The 24229-nt window shown below is 46.6% G+C and carries 27 protein-coding genes; 10 read left to right on the forward strand and 17 right to left on the reverse strand.

Annotated elements, in window-relative coordinates:
* Window position 1: 1 nt before the first annotated feature.
* Complete coding sequence (pyrE, locus tag C2747_RS10080; protein WP_215331665.1) at window positions 2–670, reverse strand: orotate phosphoribosyltransferase; 669 nt, start codon at window positions 668–670, stop codon at window positions 2–4.
* Window positions 671–678: 8 nt separating this feature from the next.
* Here pyrE and C2747_RS10085 point away from each other — a divergent pair, with 8 nt between their 5' ends.
* A complete protein-coding gene (locus C2747_RS10085; protein ID WP_215331666.1) occupies window positions 679–1464 on the forward strand; it encodes an exodeoxyribonuclease III in 786 nt (261 codons plus the stop codon).
* On the opposite strand, the gene C2747_RS10090 is transcribed toward C2747_RS10085, so the two are convergent.
* From C2747_RS10090 to gatC, 12 genes are all read right to left on the reverse strand, one after another.
* Complete coding sequence (locus C2747_RS10090) at window positions 1454–2788, reverse strand: AmpG family muropeptide MFS transporter (RefSeq protein WP_285896672.1); 1335 nt, start codon at window positions 2786–2788, stop codon at window positions 1454–1456. The genes C2747_RS10085 and C2747_RS10090 overlap by 11 nt on opposite strands.
* Window positions 2781–3362 (reverse strand): methionine biosynthesis protein MetW, encoded by a 582-nt coding sequence (gene metW, locus C2747_RS10095; RefSeq protein ID WP_215331667.1) that lies wholly within the window; start codon window positions 3360–3362, stop codon window positions 2781–2783. Before metW ends, C2747_RS10090 begins: the two co-directional genes overlap by 8 nt.
* Complete coding sequence (gene metX, locus C2747_RS10100) at window positions 3359–4498, reverse strand: homoserine O-succinyltransferase MetX (RefSeq protein WP_215331668.1); 1140 nt, start codon at window positions 4496–4498, stop codon at window positions 3359–3361. The genes metW and metX overlap by 4 nt, the downstream gene beginning before the upstream one ends.
* The gene (gene slmA / locus C2747_RS10105; protein ID WP_215331669.1) at window positions 4495–5151 is read right to left on the reverse strand and encodes a nucleoid occlusion factor SlmA; all 657 of its coding nucleotides are present in this window, start codon (window positions 5149–5151) and stop codon (window positions 4495–4497) included. Before slmA ends, metX begins: the two co-directional genes overlap by 4 nt.
* A 22-nt stretch (window positions 5152–5173) precedes the next feature.
* Entirely contained in the window at window positions 5174–6076 is a 903-nt protein-coding gene (gene argB, locus C2747_RS10110; protein ID WP_215331670.1) for an acetylglutamate kinase, read from the reverse strand.
* 27 nt (window positions 6077–6103) lie between these two features.
* On the reverse strand, window positions 6104–6481 hold the full coding sequence (dksA, locus tag C2747_RS10115; protein WP_215310404.1) for an RNA polymerase-binding protein DksA: 378 nt from the start codon (window positions 6479–6481) through the stop codon (window positions 6104–6106).
* 224 nt (window positions 6482–6705) lie between these two features.
* Entirely contained in the window at window positions 6706–7746 is a 1041-nt protein-coding gene (locus C2747_RS10120; protein WP_215331671.1) for a CobW family GTP-binding protein, read from the reverse strand.
* A 66-nt stretch (window positions 7747–7812) separates the two neighbouring features.
* Complete coding sequence (locus C2747_RS10125; protein WP_215331672.1) at window positions 7813–8814, reverse strand: tyrosine recombinase XerC; 1002 nt, start codon at window positions 8812–8814, stop codon at window positions 7813–7815.
* On the reverse strand, window positions 8795–9469 hold the full coding sequence (locus C2747_RS10130; protein WP_215331673.1) for a DUF484 family protein: 675 nt from the start codon (window positions 9467–9469) through the stop codon (window positions 8795–8797). The genes C2747_RS10125 and C2747_RS10130 overlap by 20 nt, the downstream gene beginning before the upstream one ends.
* 35 nt (window positions 9470–9504) lie before the next feature.
* Window positions 9505–10977 (reverse strand): Asp-tRNA(Asn)/Glu-tRNA(Gln) amidotransferase subunit GatB, encoded by a 1473-nt coding sequence (gene gatB / locus C2747_RS10135; protein ID WP_349814581.1) that lies wholly within the window; start codon window positions 10975–10977, stop codon window positions 9505–9507.
* Window positions 10974–12491, reverse strand: a complete 1518-nt coding sequence (gene gatA, locus C2747_RS10140; RefSeq protein WP_215331674.1) for an Asp-tRNA(Asn)/Glu-tRNA(Gln) amidotransferase subunit GatA — start codon at window positions 12489–12491, stop codon at window positions 10974–10976. Before gatA ends, gatB begins: the two co-directional genes overlap by 4 nt.
* Complete coding sequence (gene gatC / locus C2747_RS10145) at window positions 12488–12781, reverse strand: Asp-tRNA(Asn)/Glu-tRNA(Gln) amidotransferase subunit GatC (RefSeq protein WP_215331675.1); 294 nt, start codon at window positions 12779–12781, stop codon at window positions 12488–12490. The genes gatA and gatC overlap by 4 nt, the downstream gene beginning before the upstream one ends.
* 62 nt (window positions 12782–12843) lie before the next feature.
* On the opposite strand from gatC, the gene C2747_RS10150 reads away from it, so the two are divergent.
* Genes C2747_RS10150 through rodA form a run of 5 tightly spaced genes read left to right on the forward strand, consistent with a single transcriptional unit; the run spans window position 12844 to window position 18411 of the window.
* On the forward strand, window positions 12844–13887 hold the full coding sequence (locus C2747_RS10150) for a rod shape-determining protein (RefSeq protein WP_215331676.1): 1044 nt from the start codon (window positions 12844–12846) through the stop codon (window positions 13885–13887).
* A gap of 24 nt (window positions 13888–13911) precedes the next feature.
* Window positions 13912–14841, forward strand: a complete 930-nt coding sequence (gene mreC / locus C2747_RS10155; RefSeq protein WP_215331677.1) for a rod shape-determining protein MreC — start codon at window positions 13912–13914, stop codon at window positions 14839–14841.
* Window positions 14838–15362, forward strand: coding sequence for a rod shape-determining protein MreD (gene mreD, locus C2747_RS10160; protein ID WP_215331678.1), 525 nt, complete (start codon window positions 14838–14840; stop codon window positions 15360–15362). Before mreC ends, mreD begins: the two co-directional genes overlap by 4 nt.
* A gap of 8 nt (window positions 15363–15370) precedes the next feature.
* A complete protein-coding gene (gene mrdA, locus C2747_RS10165; protein WP_215331679.1) occupies window positions 15371–17278 on the forward strand; it encodes a penicillin-binding protein 2 in 1908 nt (635 codons plus the stop codon).
* Window positions 17260–18411: a rod shape-determining protein RodA gene (gene rodA / locus C2747_RS10170; RefSeq protein WP_215331680.1), complete on the forward strand. Its 1152-nt coding sequence runs from the start codon at window positions 17260–17262 to the stop codon at window positions 18409–18411. The genes mrdA and rodA overlap by 19 nt, the downstream gene beginning before the upstream one ends.
* Before the next feature lie 62 nt (window positions 18412–18473).
* Here the strand turns inward: rodA and C2747_RS10175 are convergent, their stop codons facing one another.
* Both C2747_RS10175 and C2747_RS10180 read right to left on the reverse strand, forming a co-directional pair.
* Window positions 18474–18758, reverse strand: coding sequence for an HU family DNA-binding protein (locus tag C2747_RS10175; protein WP_046330979.1), 285 nt, complete (start codon window positions 18756–18758; stop codon window positions 18474–18476).
* 112 nt (window positions 18759–18870) lie between these two features.
* Window positions 18871–19236 (reverse strand): DUF8785 domain-containing protein, encoded by a 366-nt coding sequence (locus tag C2747_RS10180; RefSeq protein ID WP_215331681.1) that lies wholly within the window; start codon window positions 19234–19236, stop codon window positions 18871–18873.
* Between the two features lie 163 nt (window positions 19237–19399).
* Between C2747_RS10180 and C2747_RS10185 the strand changes: the two genes are divergently transcribed.
* Entirely contained in the window at window positions 19400–20302 is a 903-nt protein-coding gene (locus C2747_RS10185) for an aspartyl/asparaginyl beta-hydroxylase domain-containing protein (protein WP_215331682.1), read from the forward strand.
* Between the two features lie 3 nt (window positions 20303–20305).
* Here C2747_RS10185 and C2747_RS10190 read toward each other — a convergent pair whose 3' ends face one another.
* A complete protein-coding gene (locus tag C2747_RS10190; RefSeq protein WP_215331683.1) occupies window positions 20306–20602 on the reverse strand; it encodes a DUF167 domain-containing protein in 297 nt (98 codons plus the stop codon).
* 22 nt (window positions 20603–20624) lie between these two features.
* On the opposite strand from C2747_RS10190, the gene can reads away from it, so the two are divergent.
* Together can and C2747_RS10200 are read left to right on the forward strand one after the other, a co-directional pair.
* Window positions 20625–21290, forward strand: a complete 666-nt coding sequence (gene can / locus C2747_RS10195; protein WP_215331684.1) for a carbonate dehydratase — start codon at window positions 20625–20627, stop codon at window positions 21288–21290.
* An 8-nt stretch (window positions 21291–21298) separates the two neighbouring features.
* The gene (locus tag C2747_RS10200; RefSeq protein ID WP_215331685.1) at window positions 21299–22186 is read left to right on the forward strand and encodes an LpxL/LpxP family acyltransferase; all 888 of its coding nucleotides are present in this window, start codon (window positions 21299–21301) and stop codon (window positions 22184–22186) included.
* Between the two features lie 15 nt (window positions 22187–22201).
* Here the strand turns inward: C2747_RS10200 and C2747_RS10205 are convergent, their stop codons facing one another.
* Window positions 22202–23299, reverse strand: a complete 1098-nt coding sequence (locus C2747_RS10205; RefSeq protein ID WP_215331686.1) for an amidohydrolase family protein — start codon at window positions 23297–23299, stop codon at window positions 22202–22204.
* 143 nt (window positions 23300–23442) lie between these two features.
* Here C2747_RS10205 and C2747_RS10210 point away from each other — a divergent pair, with 143 nt between their 5' ends.
* Window positions 23443–24180 carry a pseudouridine synthase gene (locus C2747_RS10210; protein WP_215331687.1) on the forward strand — a complete coding sequence of 246 codons (738 nt, stop codon included), beginning with the start codon at window positions 23443–23445 and terminating at the stop codon, window positions 24178–24180.
* Window positions 24181–24229: the final 49 nt, after the last annotated feature.

Genomic DNA, 24229 nt, shown 5'->3' on the forward strand with positions numbered 1-24229 from the left:
ATTAAATACCGTATTTCTCGCGATAGGCTTTCACTGCTGGCAGATAGTTTGTTAATTCGGTATTGCTAGAGCTTGCCAGGAAAGTCATCAAGTCTGCCAAGTTCGCAATTGTAACAACTGGCAAGCCAAACTCTTGTTCAACAGCTTGCACTGCTGACTTGTCACCAACCTCTGTAGCGGTCCCTGACTTTTCCATACGGTCCAAGGCAATTAATACCGCTACAGGCTCAGCACCCGCATCACGAATGAGTTTCACAGACTCTCTGACAGACGTCCCAGCAGAAATTACATCATCAATGATGACTACCTTACCTTTGACTAGGGCGCCCACCAATGAACCGCCCTCGCCATGATCTTTGGCTTCTTTACGGTTATAGGCATAGGGCACATTACGACCAGCATCAGCCAATGCGATTGCTGTTGCTGCAGCCAATGTAATACCTTTATAAGCCGGTCCATAGAGCATGTCGTACTGGAGGCCAGACTCTTGTAAAGCATTGGCGTAATAGTTGCCCAGCGCCCTTAAACGGGTGCCGTCATTAAAATCACCCACATTAAAGAAATAAGGGGAAAGGCGTCCAGCTTTAGTTTTAAACTCCCCAAACGACAAAACATTTGCCTCTAGGGCAAATTGAATAAAGTTATCTTGATTAGAATTTTTTGAGCTCATAGGCCTATATGTTACGCATCATTTCTGCCAACCTCAACGGTATCCGCTCGGCGGTCAAAAAAGGCTTCTTGCCTTGGGTTGTAAAGCAAAAAGCGGACTTTGTCTGCATGCAGGAGCTCAAGGCTCAGCAGGGTGATCTGGAGGATGCCATCCTCAATCCAAATGGCCTGCATGGCTTCTTCCATCATGCTGAGAAAAAGGGCTACAGCGGTTGCGGCATCTATACCCCACACAAGCCCGATGAGGTGCTCTATGGCTATGGCAATGAGGAGTTTGATGCTGAGGGGCGTTATGTCGAAGCTCGGTTCAAAAAGCTTTCAGTGATCTCGGTATACATGCCCTCAGGCTCCAGCTCGCCAGAAAGACAGGAGGCTAAGTATCGGTATCTGGAGTCTTTCTTGCCACACCTAGTTGAGCTCAAAAAGTCAGGGCGCGAGATTGTGCTGTGTGGAGATGTGAATATTGCCCACAATGAGATTGACCTCAAGAACTGGAAAGGCAATCTCAAGAACTCAGGATTTTTGCCTGAAGAGCGCGCTTGGCTAACAAACCTGTTTGGCAAAGTCGGCTATGTAGATGTCTATAGAAAGCTAGAGCCCGAAGCGACTGAGGCCTGCTACACCTGGTGGAGCAATCGTGGTCAAGCGTATGCAAAGAACGTAGGTTGGCGTATCGACTATCACATCACCACCCCAGGGATTGCAGCAAGCGCCAAGAATACTGCTGTGTATAAAGATGAGCGCTTCTCAGATCACGCACCACTGACAGTTGATTACGACTGGTCTATTTGGTGACCTGAGAGTCATGCTTTTTAAATTCAACCACCTTGAAATGAATAGTGAGCCAAATCAGAATTAAAACTGGCGCACCAATAATCGCAGTACTGATAAAAAAGCTTGAGTAACCAAAATTATCTACAAAGACGCCAGAGAAACCAGCCAACCACTTTGGCAATAAGAGCATCATTGAACTAAACAAGGCGTACTGCGTTGCGGAGTACTGAATATTCGTCAATGCCGATAAGAATGCAATGAATGCAGCCGTTGCAATACCAGAACTCAAGTTATCGGCAGAAATTACCCAGATCAAGCCATGTAAGTCATGGCCCTGCGTTGCAAGCCAAGCAAATAACAAATTGCTGACGGCCGATAAAATCGCACCCAGAAACAAAATCCGCATCACTCCAAAACGCAAGGTGAGAACACCCCCAACGAAGGCGCCAACTAGTGTCATCACTACACCAAAGACCTTGCTCACTGCTGCCACCTCATCTTTGGTATAGCCCATGTCAACATAAAACGGGTTGGCCATAATGCCCATCACCACATCACTAATCCGGTAGATGGCAATTAAAGACAAAATCAAAATAGCGTGCCAACCGTAGCGCTTAATAAAGTCGGCAAATGGCTCAATCAAAGTTTGATGTAGCCATGCTTTTGCATTGCGTGCTTTTGCAAGTTCAATGCGAACGGGCTCTTTACTAAACAAGGTAGTGACTACACCCACACCGATAGAGAGTGCCATGCAAAGATAGGCAAATTGCCAGGCAGCTGGATCATAAGCAGCGACACCAGATTCTACGCGAGCAGCTAACCAGAGAACACCGGCACCAGACCAAATTAACGCAAGTCGATACCCTGTTTGATAAGTAGCTGCCAAGGCGGCCTGATGGTCACTATCAGCTGACTCAATTCGAAAGGCATCTAAAGCAATATCTTGAGTGGCGGAACCAAAGGCAACCAGGAGTGCACACCACACAATCGGCGTCAGTTGAACTTTGGGATCAATGCTAGCCATACCGACTAGGCCAACAATAATGAGCAGTTGAGCAAAAAGTAGCCAGCTACGCCTTCTGCCAAATAATCTTGACAACAAGGGGATAGGCAATCGATCAACCAAAGGCGCCCACACCCACTTAAAGGCATAGATTAAGCCAACCCAAGTCAGGTAACCAATCGTGCTGCGATCAATGCCGGCCTCTCTTAACCAAAAGCTCAGCGTTCCCAAAATAAGCAGTAGGGGTAAACCGGCGGAGAACCCCAAGAAGAGCATTCGAAGGCAAGGCCATTCGAGATAAACCCGAAAATCTTTTAGCCAGGACTGAGCGCTACTAAGCACGTCGAACGCGGAACAGCGCTAGGCTTCCAAAAAGATTGGGCATCAAGGTCACTTGCCGCCCCTCATGCAAGATGCATTGATCCAAAATCTGCAAGCCTAAGCTCGAGGCTAATTTTTCAAAATCAGCAACGGTAAGAACACGCACATTGGGTGTGTTGTACCACTGGTGAGGCAAGCTTTTAGAAACTGGCATACGGCCAAAGCCAACAGCGAGGCGGTGAGACCAGTGACCAAAGTTCGGGAAAGAAACAACCGACTCTTTGCCAACCCGAACTACTTCACGCAAGATCTTTTCAGTTTCGTGAATGGTTTGTAAGGTCTGGGAAAGCACAACCGTATCAAAACTATTGTTCTCAAAGAGTGCTAAGCCCCCTTCAAGATTTTGCTGAATCACGTTCAAACCTTTTTGCACACAAGACAGCACGCGCGCATCATCAATTTCAACCCCATATGCATGCACGGGTTTTTGTTTTTGCAAATACTCTAAGAAGCTGCCATCACCGCAACCGAGATCAAGTACCTCGCTATTCGGTGCAATCCAATTCGCTATTGCAGCAAAGTCTGCGCGCTTCATGCCTTCACCTCGAGCATTTGTTCAAAATAAGCACGAATCAGATTGTGATAACGCGGGTCATCCAACAAGAAAGCATCGTGCCCATGTGGCGCATCAATCTCCGCATAACTGACTTCACTCTTATTGCTGAGCAAAGATTCCACAATCTCGCGACTGCGATTAGGTGGGAAGCGCCAATCTGTAGAGAAGCTCACCACTAAGAACTTAGCTTGTACTTCCGCTAGAGCACGATTCAAACTGCCTTCATAACGACGAGAAGGATCAAAGTAATCTAGCGCTCTAGTAATCAACAAATAAGTATTGGCATCAAAGTAAGTGGAGAACTTGTCGCCTTGATGGCGTAAATAGCTTTCAACCTCAAACTCCACATCAAAGCTAAAGCGATAGTCTTGAGATTCGCCACTAGGCCTTTGTAGCTCGCGCCCAAATTTTTCTGCCATGTCATCATCAGATAAATAGGTGATATGTCCGACCATGCGAGCCAACTTGAGGCCGCGCTTTGGTACTACGCCATGCTCGTAGTAATTGCCACCATGAAAATCTGGGTCAGACAAAATCGCATTACGAGCCACTTCATTAAATGCAATATTCTGCGCACTGAGTTTCGGTGTTGATGCAATGACTAAGCAGTGTGCAAGGCGTTTTGGAAACTGGATTGACCAGGCCAATGCCTGCATGCCACCTAAGCTCCCCCCCATTACTGCCGCAAAACGACGGATGCCCAACTTATCGGCCAAGCGCGCCTGGGTATTTACCCAATCTTCCACTGTAATTACCGGAAAATCAGCGCCATAAGGCTTGCTAGTAGCAGGATTGATGCTCATGGGTCCTGTGGACCCAAAGCAAGAGCCTAAATTATTAACGCCAATCACAAAGAAGTGATTTGTATCTACTGGCTTGCCTGGCCCAATCATGTTGTCCCACCAGCCGATATCTTTTGCATCATCCGGATTGGGTCCGGCCACATGGTGTGATGCATTTAATGCGTGACAAACCAGCACAGCATTACTTTTATCAGCATTCAGCTTGCCGTAAGTTTCAATTACTAAATCGTAGCCAGATAAGATGGCGCCACTTTGCAAAGGCAAGGGCTCGGCAAAGTGAATAGTATTTCTAGAGAGGTGTAGCTCGCTCATTCGGACAGAAGAATGCGAAGGCTAATATCAGATGCTTCGGTTGGAAGCTTCTTAAAGCCACTGCGGGCAAAACGGTGCCAGCGACCCAAAACATAACTCATCAACATTGTCGCGCGAATACTAACTTCATCTTGAGGGACATTTGCCCAAGGGCCATCCTGAGTTAAGGCGATGCGCAGTGCCTGCTTTAAAGACGCCTCAACACGATCAAGCACTTGTGTAATGCGCTCTTGTAGGCGATCATCTTCTTGCAATAGGGCATCGCCCAAGAGCACACGAGTCATGCCAGGATTCTTTTCTGCAAAGAATAAAAGCATCTGCAAAATACCACGGGCTTGGGCAAGCCCAGACTCTTCTTTTTGATTGATCTGATTAATCAGACCAAAAACCGTTTGCTCAATAAATGCAATCAGGCCCTCAAACATCTGCGCCTTACTAGCGAAATGTCGATAAAGCGCTGCTTCTGAAACTTGAATTTTTGCAGCCAATGCCGCAGTCGTGACACGCTCACCTTTGGGGTTTTGCAACATCTCTGCCAACACTTGCAAAATCTGGAGGCGGCGCTCCCCCGGGCGTGGGCGCTTGCGTGTCTTGCCCTCTTCGGCAGCCGTCACTTCGATCTCTGATGCAGTAGGGTCAAAAGAATCACGCATATTTATATCTCTTGTTCAGCTATTAGCGGGAGCGAATCATCGTTCCGAATGCTTGCTCTGTCAGAATCTCCAACAATAAGGAGTGCTCAATTCGTCCATCAATGATGTGCACTGAATTGACGCCACTCTTTGCTGCATCTAATGCAGAGGAAATCTTTGGCAACATGCCGCCAGAAATAGTACCGTCAGCAAATAGGCCATCAATTTCACGTGCAGTCAGGTCGGTCAAAAGATTGCCGCTTTTATCCATTACCCCAGGAATGTTAGTCATCATGACTAATTTCTCTGCATGTAAAATTTCTGCCATCTTGCCAGCTACTAAGTCAGCATTAATATTGTAGGCCTGACCCTCTTCACTAAATCCAATGGGAGAGATCACTGGAATAAAGGCATCGTCCTGCAGTGCTTTTACAACTGCAGGATTAATCGCCTCAATCTCACCAACAAAACCTAAATCAATAGTTCCGCCAGGCTTCTTTTCGTCGGCAACCAGCATCTTTTTTGCACGAATCAAGCCACCGTCTTTGCCAGTCAAACCAACTGCTTGACCGCCAAAGTGATTAATCAACATCACAATATCTTGCTGCACTTCGCCACCAAGAACCCACTCAACCACTTCCATGGTCTCTTCATCGGTCACGCGCATACCTTGAATAAAGGTGCCGGTCTTACCAATTTTCTTCAGGGCTTCGTCAATTTGTGGGCCGCCGCCATGCACCACCACAGGGTTCATGCCAACTAGCTTAAGCAAAATGACATCGCGTGCAAAGCTTTCCTTCAGACGCTCTTCAACCATTGCATTTCCACCGTACTTAATCACAATAGTCTTACCGTGATAAGCACGAATGTAAGGCAAGGCCTCGGCCAGAATCTCCGCCTTTAGTAAAGGGGAGATGTCGCTAATAGATGGGGATTGCGTTGTCATTGCTGCTTTTATATTCGGTCTAGTCAATTAATCGCCAAACAACTTTTGACGTAGTTCGCGGCGCTCTTGCGCCTCTAAAGAGAGATTAGCCGTTGGACGTGCAATTAGACGGTTCAAGCCAATCGGCTCCCCGGTCTCTTCACACCAACCGTAATCACCAGACTCAATACGGGCTAAAGCCTGCTCTACTTTTTTCAATAGCTTGCGCTCACGATCGCGCGTACGCAACTCAAGAGCATGCTCTTCTTCAATCGTTGCACGGTCCGCAGGATCAGGAACCAAAATGTTTTCACGCAAATGCTCTGTTGTTTCCGAAGCATTTTTCAGAATGTCGCTCTTTAAGGTCAATAACTTCTGACGGAAAAAATCTAACTGGCCGGCATTCATATAGTCCTTTTCGGACATCTTGAGTAATTCAGCTTCTGTTAAAGGGGCACCTTTAGCAACTTTTGCGCTTGCTGCTTTACTAGGGGCTTTTGCTGCAGCCGTAGATTTTGTTGGTGTTTTTACCGTCATTTCATTCTTTCCATGGATCTAAATCATTATTGCTTCATTCTGCCAAAGTTTTATTACCCTTTAGCCAATATTTATCAATATTGGCCGTGGCGGCGGATTGTACTTTAAATTTCCTAGACCAAACAGCCCTCAAGCCCAGCCAGCAGGGTGTCTTTGGGCAAATCTATCCCAATAAAGACCATGCGGGTTTGCTTGGGTTCTGCACCCCATAAACCAGCCATATCACTGCCCATCATCTGATGGACGCCCTGGAACACGACTTTTCGGTTACTCCCCTTCACGTAGAGGACGCCTTTGTAGCGCAACATCTTCTCCCCGAAGACCTCCAAAATACCCCCTAGGAAGTCCTCTAATTTTTTATGATCAAAGGGTTTATCACTACGAAAAACGAAGGATTGGATGCGGTCTGTATGGCCCGCATGATCATGGTGATCGTGACTATGGTCGTGATGGTCATGGCTGTGGTCATGGCCACAAGTAGCGTGATCATGATCGTCTTGCCCTAAAAAGTGAGGATCAATATCGAGCTTCGCATTCAAGTTAAAGCCCTTGAGATCCAAAACGGCATCCAAAGGAACAACCCCTTTTGAAATACCCTGAATTGGGGCACGGGGGTTCATATGCATTAAACGATTGCGCAAGGCATCTACTTGAGCAGGCGTTACTAAATCCGTCTTAGTAATAAAGATTTGATCAGCAAAGCCCACTTGGCGCTGCGCCTCTTCATGTTCGGTCAGTTGTTGGGGGCCATGCTTGGCATCCACCAAAGTAACTACGGCATCCAGAACATAGTGGTCCGCTACGTCATCATCCATAAAGAAGGTTTGAGCTACTGGGCCTGGATTAGCAACTCCAGTGGTTTCAATCACCACGCGCTCAAAGCTAATTTTCTTATCGCGACGTTGCTCCCAAAGCGCATTCAGGGCTTCAACCAGATCTCCACGAATGGTGCAGCAAATACAGCCATTACTCATTTGCACAATGTTCTCTTGATTGTCTTGAACCAAGATGTCGTTGTCGATGTTCTCTTCGCCAAACTCGTTCTCAATCACGGCAATTTTTTTGCCGTGCTGCTCAGTCAGGATGTGTTTGAGCAAAGTGGTTTTGCCGCTACCTAAAAAGCCCGTGAGAATTGTTACCGGAATTAACGCCATCTGTGATCCTATCAAAATCTATAAATACATTCCCCAAGTGGGAAACCTTCTATCTTACCGAGTTCTTCAAGCTTTGCCAGCTTTCGCACGGGGGTGCGCTTTGTCATATGCCCGTGCTAAGTGCTGGAAGTCTAAAGAGGTGTAAATCTGGGTGCTGGCGATGCTGGCGTGCCCCAACATCTCCTGCACCGCCCTCAAATCCTGAGAAGACTGCAATACATGGCTAGCAAAGCTATGGCGCATCATATGCGGGTGCACGTGGGTGGGAAGGCCTGCCCGCATGGCTAAGGTGCGTAAGCGCGCCTGAACAGTGCGGGGAGATAAACGCACGCCCGTAGCGGAGATAAATAAAGCCATCGATATATCTGCCTGCTCAAGCAGATCTCGAGCAGCACGCCAGACTTTGAGTGATTGCATTGCTGGTCCACCTATAGGGACTGAACGACGTTTGCCGCCCTTACCCAAAACTGTCACCTCTGCAGCATCCCAATCTAGCCAGCCAGCAGACTCATGCTGACGATCCTTGCTTTGCATCACATCAATGCCTAACAGCTCTGATAAACGTAGACCTGAGGAATACAACAAATCAATGATCGCGGCATCACGCACCGTCTCTAGATCCTTTTTTTCTGCAGCTTCTTTGACGGCCTGATTTACCAAAGAGAGTGCCTGCTCGACTGAAAGGGCTTTTGGTAAAGACTTCAAACGCTTAGGCGCTTTTACATCATCAACTGGATTGGCAACTAGATTTGCAGTAATCCTACCTGCCTGCGCATCACGTCGTGCATCTTTCTCAGTTAGCCAGTCATACCAGCCACGCCAAGCAGAAAGGGCTCTTGCAATCGTGCGAGATGACTTTCCTTTTGAATGTAAGCGACCGGCCCAGCGTCGTACGTGAGCATTGGTAACCTTTAACAACTCGACGGCATCATCTGTTGCCAATGCCTGTAACTCACCAAGATCCATGCGGTACGCTTTAAGCGTATGCGGTGAGAGCTGCCTTAATATATGCAGCTCGTGCAAGTACTCCTGCACTAAGGGGTGCAGATCAGCTAGTGCTTGGCTCATAAGCCTGGATACGATCCAAAGCTGCAGCAGTAAGTTCAGCAATCTGACGCAAATAGAACGCGCCCATATCAGCAGTAAAACGGGACTCGTCTTTGCTTGCTAATAAAAGTACTGCTGGCGATTGCGCTACGCCAATGCTTTTACCTAATGGCAGACCAATAGCCACCATGCTTTGCCACTCAGAATCGATAGTCACTTGAGTTGCCAACAAATCTACACTCGCTGCAGCTAGCTCTTTGGCAGAGCCGCATAGTGGCGTATCAATCCATGGGCCAAATGCTGCATTGGGTGACAAGAGTTGTGCCGACTCGACCTCAAACACTTCCGCCAAACCTGCAGTCACTGCAGACTCCACATCTGCCTTGGTGTTAGCGCGCATTAAACGTAATAACCAAGCCACTAAGCTTTGCTGGGTTTTGTCATTACGACTACCAAAGTGCAGCATCTCACTTAGGCGACGATTGAGCTCTTGATTCTGTGTACGCAGCAACGTCATCTGGCGCTCCTGTAAGGAGATCGCACGATCCTCGTGGGGATGCTTTAAACGAATTTCATTTAAAAGATTGGCGTAACGCTCAAAGAAACCCGGGGTGGCACGCAACCACTCTGCTACCAATTCTTCTTGTTCGGCCTGCTTAGGATCGATTGCGCTCATCTATCTTTTTCTCACTTATTTTCTGATTTATTTTTTTAGCTCAGCTTTTTACGCAGAAGCTCATTTATTTGACCTGGATTCGCTTTACCTTGCGAAGCTTTCATGATCTGGCCTACCAAAGCATTAAATGCTTTTTCTTTACCGGAGCGGAACTCTTCAACCGACTTCTCATTGGCCGCTAACACTGTATCGATCATGGCCTCAAGTTCACCACTATCGCTAATCTGCCTCAAACCTTTAGCATCAATGACTTGATCAACAGTACTAATGGCCTTGCCTGCGATAGCCTCTTCCCACAAAATTGCGAAGATATCTTTTGCAATCTTGTTGGAGATCGTACCGTCTGCTACGCGAGTTAATAGTGGCGCCAAATGTTCAGCTTTTAATGGCGCATCTGCAGCAGCAATTCCAGCGCGATTAAGTGATGAAGCAAACTCACCTGCAATCAGGTTCGCTGCAGCTTTTGCCAAAGACTGACCAACAATCGCAAGCAGCCCTTCAAATATCTTGGCAGTGTCGCGATCTTGCGTGAGTAGTTGTGTATCGTAGGCGCTTAAGCCAAATTCACTTTGCCACTGTTCACGAAGCTGTGCCGGTAAAGCTGGCATCTTGCTGCGCACATCGGCAATCCAGGCGTCATCAATCACTACTGGCAATAAATCTGGATCCGGGAAATAGCGATAGTCATTGGCATCTTCTTTACTGCGCATACTGCGAGTCTCTTGACGATCGGGATCGTATAGGCGGGTTTCTTGCACAACTTTGCCACCATCTTCAATCAATTCAATTTGGCGACGTACCTCGTATTGAATTGCCTCTTCCAAAAAGCGGAAGGAATTTAAGTTCTTAATTTCGCAACGGGTACCAAATTCTTTTTGGCCTACAGGTCGAACAGATACGTTGGCATCGCAACGGAAAGAGCCTTCTTGCATATTGCCGTCACATACCCCAAGCCAAACAACCAGCGTATGAAGTGCTTTTGCATAGGCAACTGCTTCCGCAGCACTGCGCATCACTGGTTCAGTCACAATTTCTAGCAATGGTGTGCCAGCACGATTTAAGTCAATACCACTAGATGCTTCACCGTGCGGACCTAAGAAGCCCTCTTCATGAACCGACTTACCGGCATCTTCTTCCATATGGGCGCGCGTGAGCTCCACTACTTTGACTTGATCGCCAACCAATATTTCCAGATGGCCGCCAACTACTACAGGAAGATCCATCTGGCTAATCTGATAACCCTTTGGCAAGTCCGGATAGAAATAATTCTTGCGCGCGAAAATACTTGCTGGTGAAATCTTGGCATTGACAGCTAAACCAAAACGAATGGCATGTTCAACGGCTTGACGATTTAATACTGGCAATACCCCAGGTAAAGCTAGGTCAACAGCACAGGCTTGAGTATTCGGGCTTGCACCAAAACGTGTACTCGCCCCGCTGAAAATTTTAGATTGTGTTTGTAGCTGCGCATGGGTCTCTAGACCAATCACGATTTCCCATTGCATCATGCCACCTCGCTTGCTTGACGCAAATGCCAATCACTATTTTGCTGATATTGATGCGCCACTTGAAGTAAGCGCGCCTCAGAAAAATAGTTTCCAATTAACTGCATGCCAATCGGCAAATTACTTGTATTGAAGCCGCAAGGCACGCTCATCGCCGGCAGCCCTGCTAAGTTGGTTGAGAGCGTGTAAATATCCTCTAGATACATTTGCACGGGATCTTTTGATTTTTCACCTAAGCGCCATGCAACATCAGGGGCTACAGGTCCCAAAATGACATCGCATTTCTCAAACGCCGCCTGAAAGTCAGCTGCAATAATGCGGCGAATTTTTTGTGCCTGTAAATAATAAGCATCGTAATAACCATGACAAAGTACATAAGTACCTACCAAGATGCGACGCTTTACTTCCGCACCAAAACCTTCGGTGCGTGATTTCTTATACATATCAGATAAGTCGCGATATTCATTTGCGCGGTGTCCGTAACGCACGCCATCAAATCGACTCAAATTACTGGAGGCTTCAGCTGGAGCTAAAACGTAATAGACCGGAATAGATAACTTAGTTTTAGGCAGGCTAACCTCTAACAGCTTCGCACCTAAGTCTTGCAAAGCTTTTGCTGCAGCATTGACTGCATTGGCTACTTCTGGAGCAAGACCATCTGCAAAGAATTCTTTTGGCAGGCCAACTCGTAATCCCTCAAGTGGTTTTGCTGGATTAGAGCTGCCTTCTTTCCAAGACTGGGTGAGGTAGCGACCGTAGTCCTCTCCAGAATCCGCCAGTGAAGTGGAGTCACGTGAATCATGTGACGACATGGCCGTGAGCAATAAAGCACAGTCTTCTGCAGTCTTGCCCATTGGGCCAGCCTGATCCAGTGATGAGGCGTAGGCAATCATCCCGTAACGAGACACGCGCCCATAACTCGGCTTGATACCGGTTAATCCGCAAAATGCCGCTGGTTGACGAATGGAGCCGCCAGTATCTGTGCCTGTCGCAATTGGAGCCAATCCAGCCGCCACCGCTGCTGCAGAGCCGCCAGAGGATCCACCGGCGACATATTCTGAATTCCAGGGATTAAGGACTGGTCCATAGGCTGAATTTTCATTGGAGGAACCCATGGCGAACTCGTCCATATTCGTTTTGCCTAGGCAAACCATGCCAGCGCCATTGGGATTCAGTTCGTCTGGAATTCCGAGATTAGAAACTACGGTGGCATCAAATGGGCTCAGGTAGCCCTCGAGCATTTTGGATGCGGCGGTGGACTTCCAGCCACGCGTCACAAAGACATCTTTGTGGGCAACCGGGATACCGGTCAGCTTTCCGGCCTTTCCTGAAGAAATGATTTGATCTGCTTTGGATGCTTGCTCTAAACTTAAGTGAGCACTTACATCAAGATAAGCATTCCAATGCTTTCCGGCTTCGATTCGATCCAGAAAGTACTTTGTCAGCTCGGTGCTGGAGACCTCTTTAGCAGCCAATGCTTTGGCCATTAAGGCGATGGGGGTTTGATGCCAACTCATTCGATCACCCGTGGGACTAAGAAGTAGCCATCCTGCATAGCAGGGGCAGATTGCATATTTTCAGCGCGATGGTCAGTCTCTGTAACCGCATCATTACGCAGAGGTTGCGCCAGATCACGCAGAAAGAGGATGGGGTGAGCTAAGGGGGCAAGACCGCTCGTATCGACAGCTTGCATCTCCTCAACCAGGGCAAAAACTGCCTGTAATTGGGGCAATACTGCCTCGGCTTCTGCCTGACTTAACTCAAGGCTGGAAAGGTGCGCAATGCGCTGGACATCATCAAGTTTCATGGGGCGCTAGAGTATCATTCCTATATATATTTTTTAACACTTACTTATTTTCCCACTACATCATGTTTGGTTTTTTTCGCAGCTACTTTTCTAATGACCTGGCCATCGACCTAGGTACCGCCAACACCTTAATTTACATGCGTGAACGGGGTATTGTGCTTGATGAACCGTCAGTTGTGGCAATTCGCACTGAAGGTGGCCCAAATGGCAAAAAAACCATTTTGGCGGTTGGAAAAGAAGCAAAAGCCATGCTGGGGCGTGTTCCTGGAAATATTGAGGCCATTCGCCCGATGAAAGACGGCGTTATTGCCGATTTCACAATTACCGAGCAGATGCTCAAGCAATTCATCAAACTGGTGCATGAGAGCAAGCTATTAAAGCCAAGCCCGCGCATCATTATTTGCGTTCCTTGCGGCTCCACCCAAGTTGAGCGTCGCGCTATTCGCGAATCCGCACTAGGTGCAGGCGCATCACAAGTATTTTTAATTGAAGAACCAATGGCAGCAGCAATTGGCTCAGGACTGCCAGTTTCAGAAGCAGCCGGCTCTATGGTTGTTGATATCGGTGGCGGCACAACTGAAGTTGGAGTGATGTCATTGGGTGGCATGGTTTACAAAGGCTCCGTACGCGTTGGTGGCGACAAGTTTGATGAAGCCATCACAAACTATATTCGTCGTAACTACGGCATGTTAATTGGTGAACAGACTGCTGAGTTGATTAAGAAAACTATTGGATCTGCATTCCCAGGACAAGAAGTGCGCGAGATGGAAGTAAAAGGTCGCAATCTTTCTGAAGGTATTCCACGCAGCTTTACTGTGACCAGTAATGAAGTGCTTGAAGCATTGACGGATCCACTAAATCAAATCGTGACAGCAGTGAAAGCTGCTTTAGAACAAATTCCTCCTGAGCTTGCATCTGACATCGCTGAACGCGGCATGATGCTCACCGGTGGTGGCGCGCTATTGCGCGACCTCGATCGCTTGCTGCTCGAAGAAACTGGCCTTCCTATTCATGTTGCAGAAGACCCACTCACTTGCGTTGCTCGTGGTTGCGGTATAGCTTTAGAGCGCATGGATAAGTTGGGTGGCGTGTTCTCTCAAGAGTAATTGACCTAAGCGTCGATTAGGGACTTGCAACATAGCGCTCCTCCTCTTTTCAGACAAGGCGTTCCGGCTTTAGTCAAACTGATTGTCTGTCTATCGATCAGCATCGCCTTGATGTTGATCGACTTTCGCTTTAAAGCACTTGATCCGATTCGCAATAACGTCAATTGGTTATTGCGCCCACTTGAGTATGTGATGATGATGCCGCGCAATGCGTATGACGCGAGCTCAGAATATTTCATAACACGCGGAACGCTCGACAAAGAAAATCAAGCAATGAAAGCGCGTCAAGCAGCGCTCTCTTTGCTGGCCAATCAGTCAGAATTTCTACTTGTAGAAAATCAAAATCTACGTCAGTTGATGGATTTGCAAAAACAAGTTCCATTCAAAACACTGCCAGTGGAAATATTATTTAATCCACCCAATCCTATTTCTCAGCGCATTGTGATTAATCGTGGAAGTGAAGATGGTCTGAAGTTGGGCAACCCCATTGCAAACGACTCCGGCATCTTAGGGCAAGTAGTGCGCATTTATGATCGCTCTGCAGAAGTGTCATTGTTAGAAGATCGTGACTTCGCAGTTCCAGTACAAATTGCACGTAATGGCTTAAGAGCAGCTGTATTTGGTGCTGGGCGCGGCAACCCGCTTGAGCTTCGTTACCTTCCTGTAGCCAGCGATCTTGAAGTGGGTGATGTACTCATTACCTCTGGTATCGATGGCATTTATCCGCCCGGCTTTGCTGTAGCCGTGATTAGTCGCATTGAACGCAATGCAGATAAGAACTCTTCCAATGTATTTTGCGTGCCAGTTGCACCAGTTAACCGCTATCGCCAGGCCCTTGCCCTGCTGTACGACCCGCAATGGGATGCAAAGGCGTCTACTACTATTGGTAAACCTGGTACGTCGCCGACCAATACCCCTGGTCGCCGTCAAACTCGTACGCGAGGCATGCAATGATCGATCTTCAAAGCGGCTATATTCTGCGTCCGGTAAATCCGGTCTTTATTTATTTCAGCCTGTTTTGTGCACTACTACTCAATCTATTGCCGATTGGTAATTACGGATGGGTTCCGGACTGGCTCATTATTTGTATCGTGTTCTGGAATATCCATCAGCATCGCTATGTCGGTGTCATCATTGCCTTCATTCTGGGCCTCTTGATGGATGTCCATAACTCTGACTTGCTAGGCCTTCATGCATTTAGCTACTCATTGGTGGCTTACCTTGCTATCTCTTGGCATCGTCGCATCATTGCTTTAACAGTTTTAACGCAAGCTCTGCATCTAATACCAATCTTCTTATTAGTCTCTTTATTTCCAGTGCTGGCTCATTGGTTATTGAGTGGCGAGATTTATTGGTGGGCTTTAACTGGTGCCGCTCAGGCTCTCATCGAGGCACTGCTGTGGCCTTTGGCAACACGTATCTTGTTGTCACCTCAACGTCGTCCCATTGACGTTGATCACAATCGCCCAATTTAAAGAGCGGTATGGTTTCATTTAAAAAACCAGATCTCGATTCGTTTCAAGAGCGCATTCATATTGCGACCTTGTTTGTCACCTTCTGCTTCTTATTGCTGATTACGCGATTGGTATGGCTGCAACTGGTAAGTCATGGCAAATATGCCTTATTGGCAGAAAACAACCGGATCGCTCTCGTACCTGCTCCAGCCAATCGGGGCCTGCTCATAGACCGAAATGGCATCGTGATTGGCAGAAACTATTCGGCATTGACCCTAGATGTGAATGCAGCAGAGCTTAAGGGAAACGTAGATGAGCTCATCGATGAACTCTCTCAAATTGTGCTGATTTCCCCAAGAGATCGTCGAAATTTCAAGCGCTCCTTTGAGGATTCCCGAAAAATGGGCACTTTTCCACTTAGATCGATGCTTACCGAGGCTGAAACAGCGCGATTTATGGCCAATCGCTACCGATTTCCGGGGGTTGAGATTCGTGCTCGCAGTTTCCGAGAGTACCCCTACAACGAGTTGGCCTCTCATTTAATTGGCTATATCGGACGCGTTTCTCAAAGAGACAAAGAGAAAATGCAGGCAGAAATTGAGAACTCTAAAGCGGATGATCCTGATGCACTTCAGACTTCTTTTTTGCCGGGCATTCAGTACGTCGGCAAGATTGGCTTAGAGCAAAGTTATGAAAACGTTTTACGTGGAGTGCCAGGATACGATCAAGTAGAAATTACCGCGGGCGGCAAGCCAGTGCGCACACTCTCTAGCTCGCCATCTGTGCCCGGAAAAAATGTGGTGCTGTCCGTTGATATCAAACTGCAGTACTTGGTAGAGCAACTCTACGGAAATTTCCGCGGTGCATTTGTAGCGATTGAGCCTGAGACTGGAGACATCCTAGCCTTTGTCTCTAAGCCAAACTTCAATCCCAATGACTTTGTTGAGGGCATTGATTCAGTAACTTGGAAAGAGTTAAACGACTCGCCACAGAAGCCACTCTATAACCGCCCGCTTAAAGGAATTTATCCACCGGGGTCAACCTATAAACCATTTATGGCACTCGCAGCTTTAGAAACCAAAAAGCGTACACCATCACAAACCATTTCAGATCCGGGTTATTTTGATTTTGGTAATCACACTTTCCGCGACGATAAAAAGGGTGGGCACGGTATTGTTGATATGCAGAAGTCGATTGTGGAATCTTGCGATACCTACTACTACTTGTTAGCACGTGACATGGGTGTCAACATGATGCATGACTTCATGAAGCCTTTTGGCTTTGGTCAAATTACTGGCATCGACTTACAGGGCGAATCCAAAGGCATACTTCCATCCACTGAGTGGAAGAAAAATACTTTTAAAAAGCCAGAGCAGCAAAAATGGTATGAAGGCGAAACAATTTCCCTTGGCATTGGTCAGGGCTATAACGCATTTACTATTTTGCAGTTAGCGCATGGCATGGCCAATTTAGCTAATAACGGTATTGTGATGAAGCCGCATTTAGTAAAGGCAATCGAAGATCCCTTTACAAGAAATCGTACTCTAACTACACCTAAAGAAAGTTATCGAATCGATCTCGTACCCGAGAATATTGAGGTGATTAAAAAAGCGATGGTTGAGGTAAATAATTCCGGAACCTCTGCATCTGTTTTTAAAGGTACCGGATACCAAGTTGGCGGCAAGACTGGAACAGCGCAGGTATTTAGCTTGAATTCGAAAGAATACAAGCACGGGTCTACTGCAGAATTTTTACGTGACCATGCTTTGTATATTGCTTTTGCCCCCGCAGAAAAACCGACAATCGTCATTGCGATGGTTGTAGAGAATGCAGGATTTGGCGCGCAATACGCTGCGCCGATTGCACGTAAAGCACTTGATTTTTATCTTGAAGGTAAATGGCCAAAGGAGATTCCTGAATGGAAAAGAGCGCCATAAACAAAGCAAAGAAAATATTTCTCAGTATTTTTAGTGGGCTCGATCGCCAGCTAGGCCTTATTCTACTTGGCTTAGCAGGCATTGGATTTATTACTTTCTTATCCGCAAGTCAAAATACGCCCGTTCGTTTTGAGGATGAGCTGCGTAACTTGGCACTTTCTTTTGCGGTCATGTGGATTGTTTCTCGCGTTCCACCAAAGTGGTTGGAGACGACTGCAGTATGGATTTATGGAGTCGGACTTGCGCTGCTGATCGCAGTCGCTATATTTGGATTGATTAAAAAAGGTGCAAGACGCTGGCTCAATATTGGTTTTGTGATTCAACCATCTGAGCTCATGAAAATTGCCATGCCACTCATGCTGGCTTGGTACTTCCAAAAACGGGAGGGCATTCAAAAGTCTTGGGACTATGGCGTCGCAGCAATCATTCTTGGTATTCCAGTGCTACTCATTGCGCGTCAACCTGACTTGGGTACCGCGCTCTTAGTGTTTGCTGCAGGCATGTATGTAATTATTCTTGCTGGATTGCCGTGGAAGTGGATCTTGCCGTTTGTTGGCCTTGGCGCTTTTGGAATCATTCTCATCATTATTTTTGGCAGCACCATTTGTGCCCAGGATGTTGTATGGCCGCTAGTTCATAACTACCAAAAACATCGGGTGTGCACCTTGCTCGACCCGAGCAGCGACCCACTTGGAAAAGGCTTTCACACCATTCAGTCGATGATTGCAATCGGCTCAGGTGGATTTTTTGGTAAAGGCTGGTTCCAGGGCACGCAAGCCCATCTCGAATTTATTCCCGAAAAACATACCGACTTTGTCTTTGCTGTTTTCTCGGAAGAGTTTGGCCTACTGGGTAATTTAGTGATGTTGGCACTTTTCTTCGCCTTGATTAAACGAGGCTTAGCCATCTCAGCTAGCGCACCCAATCTATTCACTCGTCTACTAGGCGCATCTGTCACGCTGATTTTCTTTACCTACGCCTTTGTCAACATCGGCATGGTGAGTGGTTTATTACCCGTGGTTGGAGTTCCACTACCGTTCATCAGTTATGGAGGAACTGCCTTAGTGACTCTGGGGTTTGGAGCCGGAATTTTGATGAGTATTCATCGGCATCGACGCTTAGTGCAAAGCTGAGATTTGAGCTTGGGCATGTGTACTAATTTTTTGCATTTCCCCTAGAAACAAAAAAGCAAGAATTACTTCTTACGCTTGTTAACTGAATCTTTAAATGCTTTACCAGCAGAAAACTTAACAGTTTTAGCAGCAGCAATTTTGAGTGGCTCACCAGTTTTTGGATTACGGCCCATACGTGCAGCACGCTTACCAGAAGAAAAAGTACCGAAACCGATCAGTTGTACTGAGTCGCCTTTAGTAACAGCTTTAATGATTTGCTCAATAGCAGAATTCAATGCAAATTCAGCTTTGGCTTTTGAGATCTCAGCGTCGTCAGCAATCGCTGCGATTAGTTCTGCTTTGTTCAAGTGAAGCTCCTTATAGATATTGATGTCAGCGCACCTTGCGCTTACATGATTTTAACCACAAAAAATTACAAAAATAAAGCTGCGTCACAGCAATTTTTTTCTTACCCATTTTTTACTCTTCTATAACTGTCACATCAGATACAAAATACTCAGTATCGCCAAAACAGCTTGTAGGCAATCCGATATGCTGATCATATTTAAGGGCAACTTTTTTACCTAGATTAGCGTTAATTTTTTGTGCCACAGCATCATCACGCACTGTAAAGAGGAATTTTTCTGACATGGTTCCCGGCATGGACACCATAGCTAGCTCACCTTCCCAGGTTTTACATACATAGCCTCGGTTGGAAAACTTTTGCACATAGCCAGCACGCTCACCGCTGCCATAGCTCCAATTGAACATAATCCAGGTATAAGCCGCCAAACCAGCCAGGCCAATCAATATGAGGCTTAAAAGCCATTTTACGAATCTATTCATGTGGATTTCCTTAACGAATCATCATTGCAGCGCTGATTAGGCGCATTCTTGGTGGCCTACTATGGCCCCAATTAACATTGGAGCATATTCATTATGAAAATAGGGGTGAAATGGTGCTCCATACAAATTAAAATGTTGGTATTAACGCTAATTGGTACATTCAATGGAACTTCGTCACGTCATTTTTCTAATTTTTGTTGTATCGGCTATCTATGTTTACTTTAGAGGGAAGGTGCGATTTGGCTTAGTTCGCTCTCTAACAGACTACCAAGTACTTTTAGCGCCAATCAACAGTCTGCTCTACTTGTTTTCAAAAACCAAGGCTGGGGCATTTATTCCAGTTGCAGACTTTCCCGAAATGAAGCCCCTGCAAGATCATTGGCAGACCATCCGTGATGAGGCACTAGCTTTGAATGCGGATGGCGCCATAGCAGCCGCTACGGGATACAACGATATTGGATTTAATTCCTTTTTTCGGACAGGCTGGAAGCGCTTTCACCTCTATTGGTATGGCAAAGAAATGCCATCAGCGCAGCTCCAATGCCCTAAAACTGTTGCCATCCTCAAATCAATCCCCTCGATCAAGGCGGCGATGTTTGCCTCATTGCCACCCGGGGCAACGCTAGTAAGGCACCGAGACCCCTATGCGGGCTCGCTACGCTATCACATTGGCCTAGTCACCCCAAATGATCCCAAGTGCTTTATTAATGTGGATGGAGAGCAGTATTACTGGAAAGATGGTGAGCCAGTGATGTTTGATGAGACTTACATCCACTATGCGGCCAACGAAACAGATCACCAACGCATTGTCTTATTTTGTGATGTAGAGCGGCCGGTTCACACTAAATTGGTGCAATTATTAAATCGCTGGTTTGGGCGTTACGTCATGAGCGCAGCCTCTTCCCAAAATGTTGAAGGGGAGAAGGTCGGCTTTGTAAATGTTCTCTTTAAGTATTTTTATCACCTTAGGGCGCAGGCCAAAAAGCTCAAAGCAAAACATCGCAGCGTGTATTACATCGGGAAATGGGTTTTAATTTTAGGAATTCTGTACGCCATATTTTGGTAAACCTTAGGGGCTTAAGGCCTCTGTAATCTGCTCTGGGGTGATTGAGCCCCAGATTTCCACTCTCTTGACGCGGCTACTTTGTCCCGACAAAAGCTGAATTTGTTTTTGTGGCACTCTCAATTGCTTAGAGAGCCAAGACAGCAGCATTTCATTTGCCTTGTTTTCCAGGGCGGAGGCCTGGAGAGATATCTTGAGACAGCCATCATGCAGGCCAACCACCTTGGTCAGCTTTGCGCCTGGCTGGCAATGCAAATGAAGAACAATGCCAGTGGGGGTTTGCTTTAACCAAATAGGCATCATTAAAGTACTTTAAACTCAAACCATGATTATGAAGAACTCCAACGCCTTAGACCAGCTATTTGCCAATAATCGCGAATGGGCAGAATCCATGGTTGCTAAAGATGCCAATTTCTTTAAGCGCTTAGTTTCACAGCAGGCTCCAGAATACTTATGGATTGGCTGTTCAGACAGTCGCGTACCCGCAAACGATATTGTGAACCTGCTTCCTGGCGAACTTTTTGTACATCGTAATGTTGCCAACGTGGTGGTCCATACCGATCTGAACTGCTTATCTGTAATTCAGTTTGCTATCGACCTATTGAAGGTCAAGCATATCTTGGTAGTGGGGCATTACGGCTGCTCAGGCGTGCATGCCGCCCTAACTGATAAACGGGTTGGCCTTGCCGACAATTGGTTGCGTCATGTGAAGGATGTACATCAAAAACATGAGCGCTATCTTGGCGAAGTGATCCCATCTCCAAAACGTCAAGATCGCTTATGCGAGCTCAATGTTATTGAACAAGTAGTCAATGTTTGTGAAACTACCATTGTTCAAGATGCATGGGCTAGAGGGCAAGACCTGACGGTACACGGATGGACTTACCGTCTTGAGACCGGCCTAGTCAATGATTTGGGTATGTCCATTAGCTCTACCGAAGAAATGAATGTGCGCTACGCTAAATCTTTATCTCGCTATGACACTGAATAAATTGAGTTTTGTTTAAAAACTTTTCAAACTATTCTGGGGTAGCACTCCTTAGATTTCTGGTATCGCTTCCCTACAAGACCTTAGTCTCTGTTGGCTATGGCTTAGGCTATCTAGCATCCCACATTCCCAATGATCGCAATCGCGTGGTTCAAAAAAACTTGAAGCTCTGTTTCCCTGAGCTAAGCGAAACAGAAGTTGATCAACTGAGAAAGCAACATTGGCGACTACTAGGCCGCAGCTTAGTTGAAAAAAGTATTATTTGGCTGGGCAGCAAAAAACAGCTTGCCGATATGATTGAAGTTCGCTCGGAGATTGATCTAAATGATAGACAGCCACGCATTTTAGTGAACATGCATTTTATTGGCATTGAAGGTAGCATTATTCTGAGCGCACTTGCCAAGGAAAAAGGTTGGCCTCGTACCTCTGGCTTTTTTCAAAGAATGAAAAGCCCCTTCTTCAACAAGAGGATTGTTGAATGGCGCAATCGCTTCGGTGGAAATTCGATTGACCGCCAAGGAAACACGCTTGAGCTCATTCGAGAAATCCGTAAGGGAAGCTTCATCATTATTGCGCCCGATATTGATTTAGGACTCAAAGACTCTGCTTTCGTTCCCTTTTTTAATATTCAAACTAATACGATCACAGCTGTATCGCGTCTAGCCAAAATCACAGGGGCGCAGGTCTGCATGATGATCACCACTCTCAAGAAAGATGAGGCTGGCTACATTTGCACCATTAGCAAGCCCCTTGAAAACTTCCCAACCGAAAATCCTGAAGCCGACACAGCGCGTCTCAACACCATTTTTGAAAAAGAAATTAGACTCAGGCCAGCTGAATACTACTGGGTTCATAAGCGCTTTAAAAACAGGCCACACAATGAGGCTAGCCCCTATTAACACGTCGGCTGGGGCTTAGATTTTTATCCCCAATAATTTTGCAGCATTGCCTCCTAATATTGCAATACGGTCTGCATTACTAAGGCCAGGAGTATTCATGACATGCTCAACTGGATACTCTTCCCAAGGAATAGGATGATCAGTTCCTATAACAATTTGGCTTGCTCCGACTTGGGCTACTAAATGGCGAAGCGCTTCGGGAGTAAATACTAATGAATCAAAATACAGCTGGTTTAAATATTCAGTAGGTTTTTTCTTCAGAACAATTTCTGGATTACAGTTTTGAGGAGAAACAAAACAACTGTGATCCATGCGGGGCGCATAAGAGCCTAAGAACCCACCGCCATGTGCTGCCAACACTTTCAGTTGTGGATATTTATCTAAAACACCTTCATAAATTAAGTGCTGCAAAGCAATCGTTGTATCAAGTGGATTGCCGATAACATTTGACATCCAACCATTACCCTTAAATCTTTGGGCCAACTGAGGGGTACTTTGTGGATGAATGAAAAGGGTCACATTTAACTCTTGGGCCTTAGCCAGTACAGGATGAAACTTAGGGTCTGAAAAATCTTGGCCTAAGACACTTCCACCAATGGCTGCTCCTCGAAGACCCAATTTCTTTACCGCATCCTCAAGCTGTTGGACGGCTAGGTCGGGGTATTGCATTGTTAAGGATGCAAAGGCGGCAAACTTATCTGGCCGCATTGCGCACAACTCAGCAAGATGCAAGTTATTAAGTCTGCATATTTCTGCAGCAGTATCTCTATCCTTCCTGTACCAATAGGGGTTGATGCTCAAAACCTGCATATCAATGCCCTGCGCCTCCATCGCCTTAATACGCTCATTGATCTGTATGAAGTGCTCTGGCACCCCCTTTGTTGGAGGGGGTACTGACTTTGCATCCTCCCCCATGAGGTCAATTGCATCCTGAAAAAGGCAATGGGCGTGTACGTCTATCGCCTTTACACGTTTGCCATTAATAAAAACTGGGGTAAGGCGTCTAGGCCCCTTGTTTTGGACCTCTGCTGCGTGTAATAAGCCACAACCACAAAATGTGAGGCCACCAAGTGCTTTTGCTGAGGTTTTTAAAAATGATCTTCGACTATTCATATTGCACTTCCCTAAATATGTAGCATTTCACGATGACTAAACTCATGGTCAAATTAGCAATTAAAAGTATTTCCGTCAAATATAGTTTTATATAAAAATGGCCAGAATGCGTACTTCGTTGCCTTGTAATTCATAATAAGGTCATGGAAGAAAAAATACGCGTATCCAAGCTACTCTCTGAATTGGGTCTTTGCTCCCGACGTGAGGCAGACTCTTATATCGAGCAGGGCTTGGTCACGGTCGATGGTGAAGTGGTCAATGAGCTTGGCTCACGGGCTTTTCGCCATCAGAAGATTGAATTGCAGTCTGGCGCTAAAGCGCAGCAAGCATCCCGAATTACGGTCATTTTGAATAAGCCAGTCGGTTTTATTTCTCACTTTGATGACGAGCAAGAGTACCAACCAGCAGCCTCGCTCATCACTCCCGAGAATTACTTTGCCAGCCCGCTTGATAAGGGCCGCAATCCACGCTTTAATACCCGCGGCTTAGCGCCCGCCGGTCGCCTAGATATTGACTCCACCGGCATGCTGGTCTTAACTCAAGATGGTCGTATCGCAAAACTCCTCATTGGTGAAAACAGCCCCGTCGAGAAAGAGTACTTGGTCCGAGTTGAAGGCGCACTCTCTTTTGAAGATTTAGATCGCCTCAAACATGGCCTGGAATTAGATGGTGTCGTTTTAAAGCCAGCTCAGGTCAGCTGGCAGAACGAGGACCAACTTCGCTTTGTTCTACGCGAGGGCCGCAAGCGCCAAATTCGTCGTATGTGTGAAATCGTTGGTCTCCGGGTTTTAGGTCTCAGGCGTGTGCGTATGGGTAGAATTTCTCTAGGTGCCCTACCACCCGGGAAATGGCGCTTTGTAAGGCCTGAAGAGCAATTCTAAGAAGCACTACCCGTCTATAATTCTGTCACTTAGATTAAACGCAGAATTA

Origin of the sequence: Polynucleobacter corsicus, from assembly GCF_018688255.1 — a bacterium.
Classification (GTDB): domain Bacteria; phylum Pseudomonadota; class Gammaproteobacteria; order Burkholderiales; family Burkholderiaceae; genus Polynucleobacter; species Polynucleobacter corsicus.

What these genes read in the sequence shown, in the direction of transcription:
- pyrE (WP_215331665.1), bottom strand. Translation starts at nt 670, where the DNA reads ATGAGCTCAAAAAATTCTAATCAAGATAACTTTATTCAATTTGCCCTA.
- C2747_RS10085 (WP_215331666.1), top strand. Translation starts at nt 679, where the DNA reads ATGTTACGCATCATTTCTGCCAACCTCAACGGTATCCGCTCGGCGGTC.
- metW (WP_215331667.1), bottom strand. Translation starts at nt 3,362, where the DNA reads ATGAAGCGCGCAGACTTTGCTGCAATAGCGAATTGGATTGCACCGAAT.
- metX (WP_215331668.1), bottom strand. Translation starts at nt 4,498, where the DNA reads ATGAGCGAGCTACACCTCTCTAGAAATACTATTCACTTTGCCGAGCCC.
- slmA (WP_215331669.1), bottom strand. Translation starts at nt 5,151, where the DNA reads ATGCGTGATTCTTTTGACCCTACTGCATCAGAGATCGAAGTGACGGCT.
- argB (WP_215331670.1), bottom strand. Translation starts at nt 6,076, where the DNA reads ATGACAACGCAATCCCCATCTATTAGCGACATCTCCCCTTTACTAAAG.
- dksA (WP_215310404.1), bottom strand. Translation starts at nt 6,481, where the DNA reads ATGTCCGAAAAGGACTATATGAATGCCGGCCAGTTAGATTTTTTCCGT.
- C2747_RS10120 (WP_215331671.1), bottom strand. Translation starts at nt 7,746, where the DNA reads ATGGCGTTAATTCCGGTAACAATTCTCACGGGCTTTTTAGGTAGCGGC.
- C2747_RS10125 (WP_215331672.1), bottom strand. Translation starts at nt 8,814, where the DNA reads ATGAGCCAAGCACTAGCTGATCTGCACCCCTTAGTGCAGGAGTACTTG.
- C2747_RS10130 (WP_215331673.1), bottom strand. Translation starts at nt 9,469, where the DNA reads ATGAGCGCAATCGATCCTAAGCAGGCCGAACAAGAAGAATTGGTAGCA.
- gatB (WP_349814581.1), bottom strand. Translation starts at nt 10,977, where the DNA reads ATGATGCAATGGGAAATCGTGATTGGTCTAGAGACCCATGCGCAGCTA.
- gatA (WP_215331674.1), bottom strand. Translation starts at nt 12,491, where the DNA reads ATGAGTTGGCATCAAACCCCCATCGCCTTAATGGCCAAAGCATTGGCT.
- gatC (WP_215331675.1), bottom strand. Translation starts at nt 12,781, where the DNA reads ATGAAACTTGATGATGTCCAGCGCATTGCGCACCTTTCCAGCCTTGAG.
- C2747_RS10150 (WP_215331676.1), top strand. Translation starts at nt 12,844, where the DNA reads ATGTTTGGTTTTTTTCGCAGCTACTTTTCTAATGACCTGGCCATCGAC.
- mreD (WP_215331678.1), top strand. Translation starts at nt 14,838, where the DNA reads ATGATCGATCTTCAAAGCGGCTATATTCTGCGTCCGGTAAATCCGGTC.
- mrdA (WP_215331679.1), top strand. Translation starts at nt 15,371, where the DNA reads ATGGTTTCATTTAAAAAACCAGATCTCGATTCGTTTCAAGAGCGCATT.
- rodA (WP_215331680.1), top strand. Translation starts at nt 17,260, where the DNA reads ATGGAAAAGAGCGCCATAAACAAAGCAAAGAAAATATTTCTCAGTATT.
- C2747_RS10180 (WP_215331681.1), bottom strand. Translation starts at nt 19,236, where the DNA reads ATGAATAGATTCGTAAAATGGCTTTTAAGCCTCATATTGATTGGCCTG.
- C2747_RS10185 (WP_215331682.1), top strand. Translation starts at nt 19,400, where the DNA reads ATGGAACTTCGTCACGTCATTTTTCTAATTTTTGTTGTATCGGCTATC.
- C2747_RS10190 (WP_215331683.1), bottom strand. Translation starts at nt 20,602, where the DNA reads ATGATGCCTATTTGGTTAAAGCAAACCCCCACTGGCATTGTTCTTCAT.
- can (WP_215331684.1), top strand. Translation starts at nt 20,625, where the DNA reads ATGATTATGAAGAACTCCAACGCCTTAGACCAGCTATTTGCCAATAAT.
- C2747_RS10205 (WP_215331686.1), bottom strand. Translation starts at nt 23,299, where the DNA reads ATGAATAGTCGAAGATCATTTTTAAAAACCTCAGCAAAAGCACTTGGT.
- C2747_RS10210 (WP_215331687.1), top strand. Translation starts at nt 23,443, where the DNA reads ATGGAAGAAAAAATACGCGTATCCAAGCTACTCTCTGAATTGGGTCTT.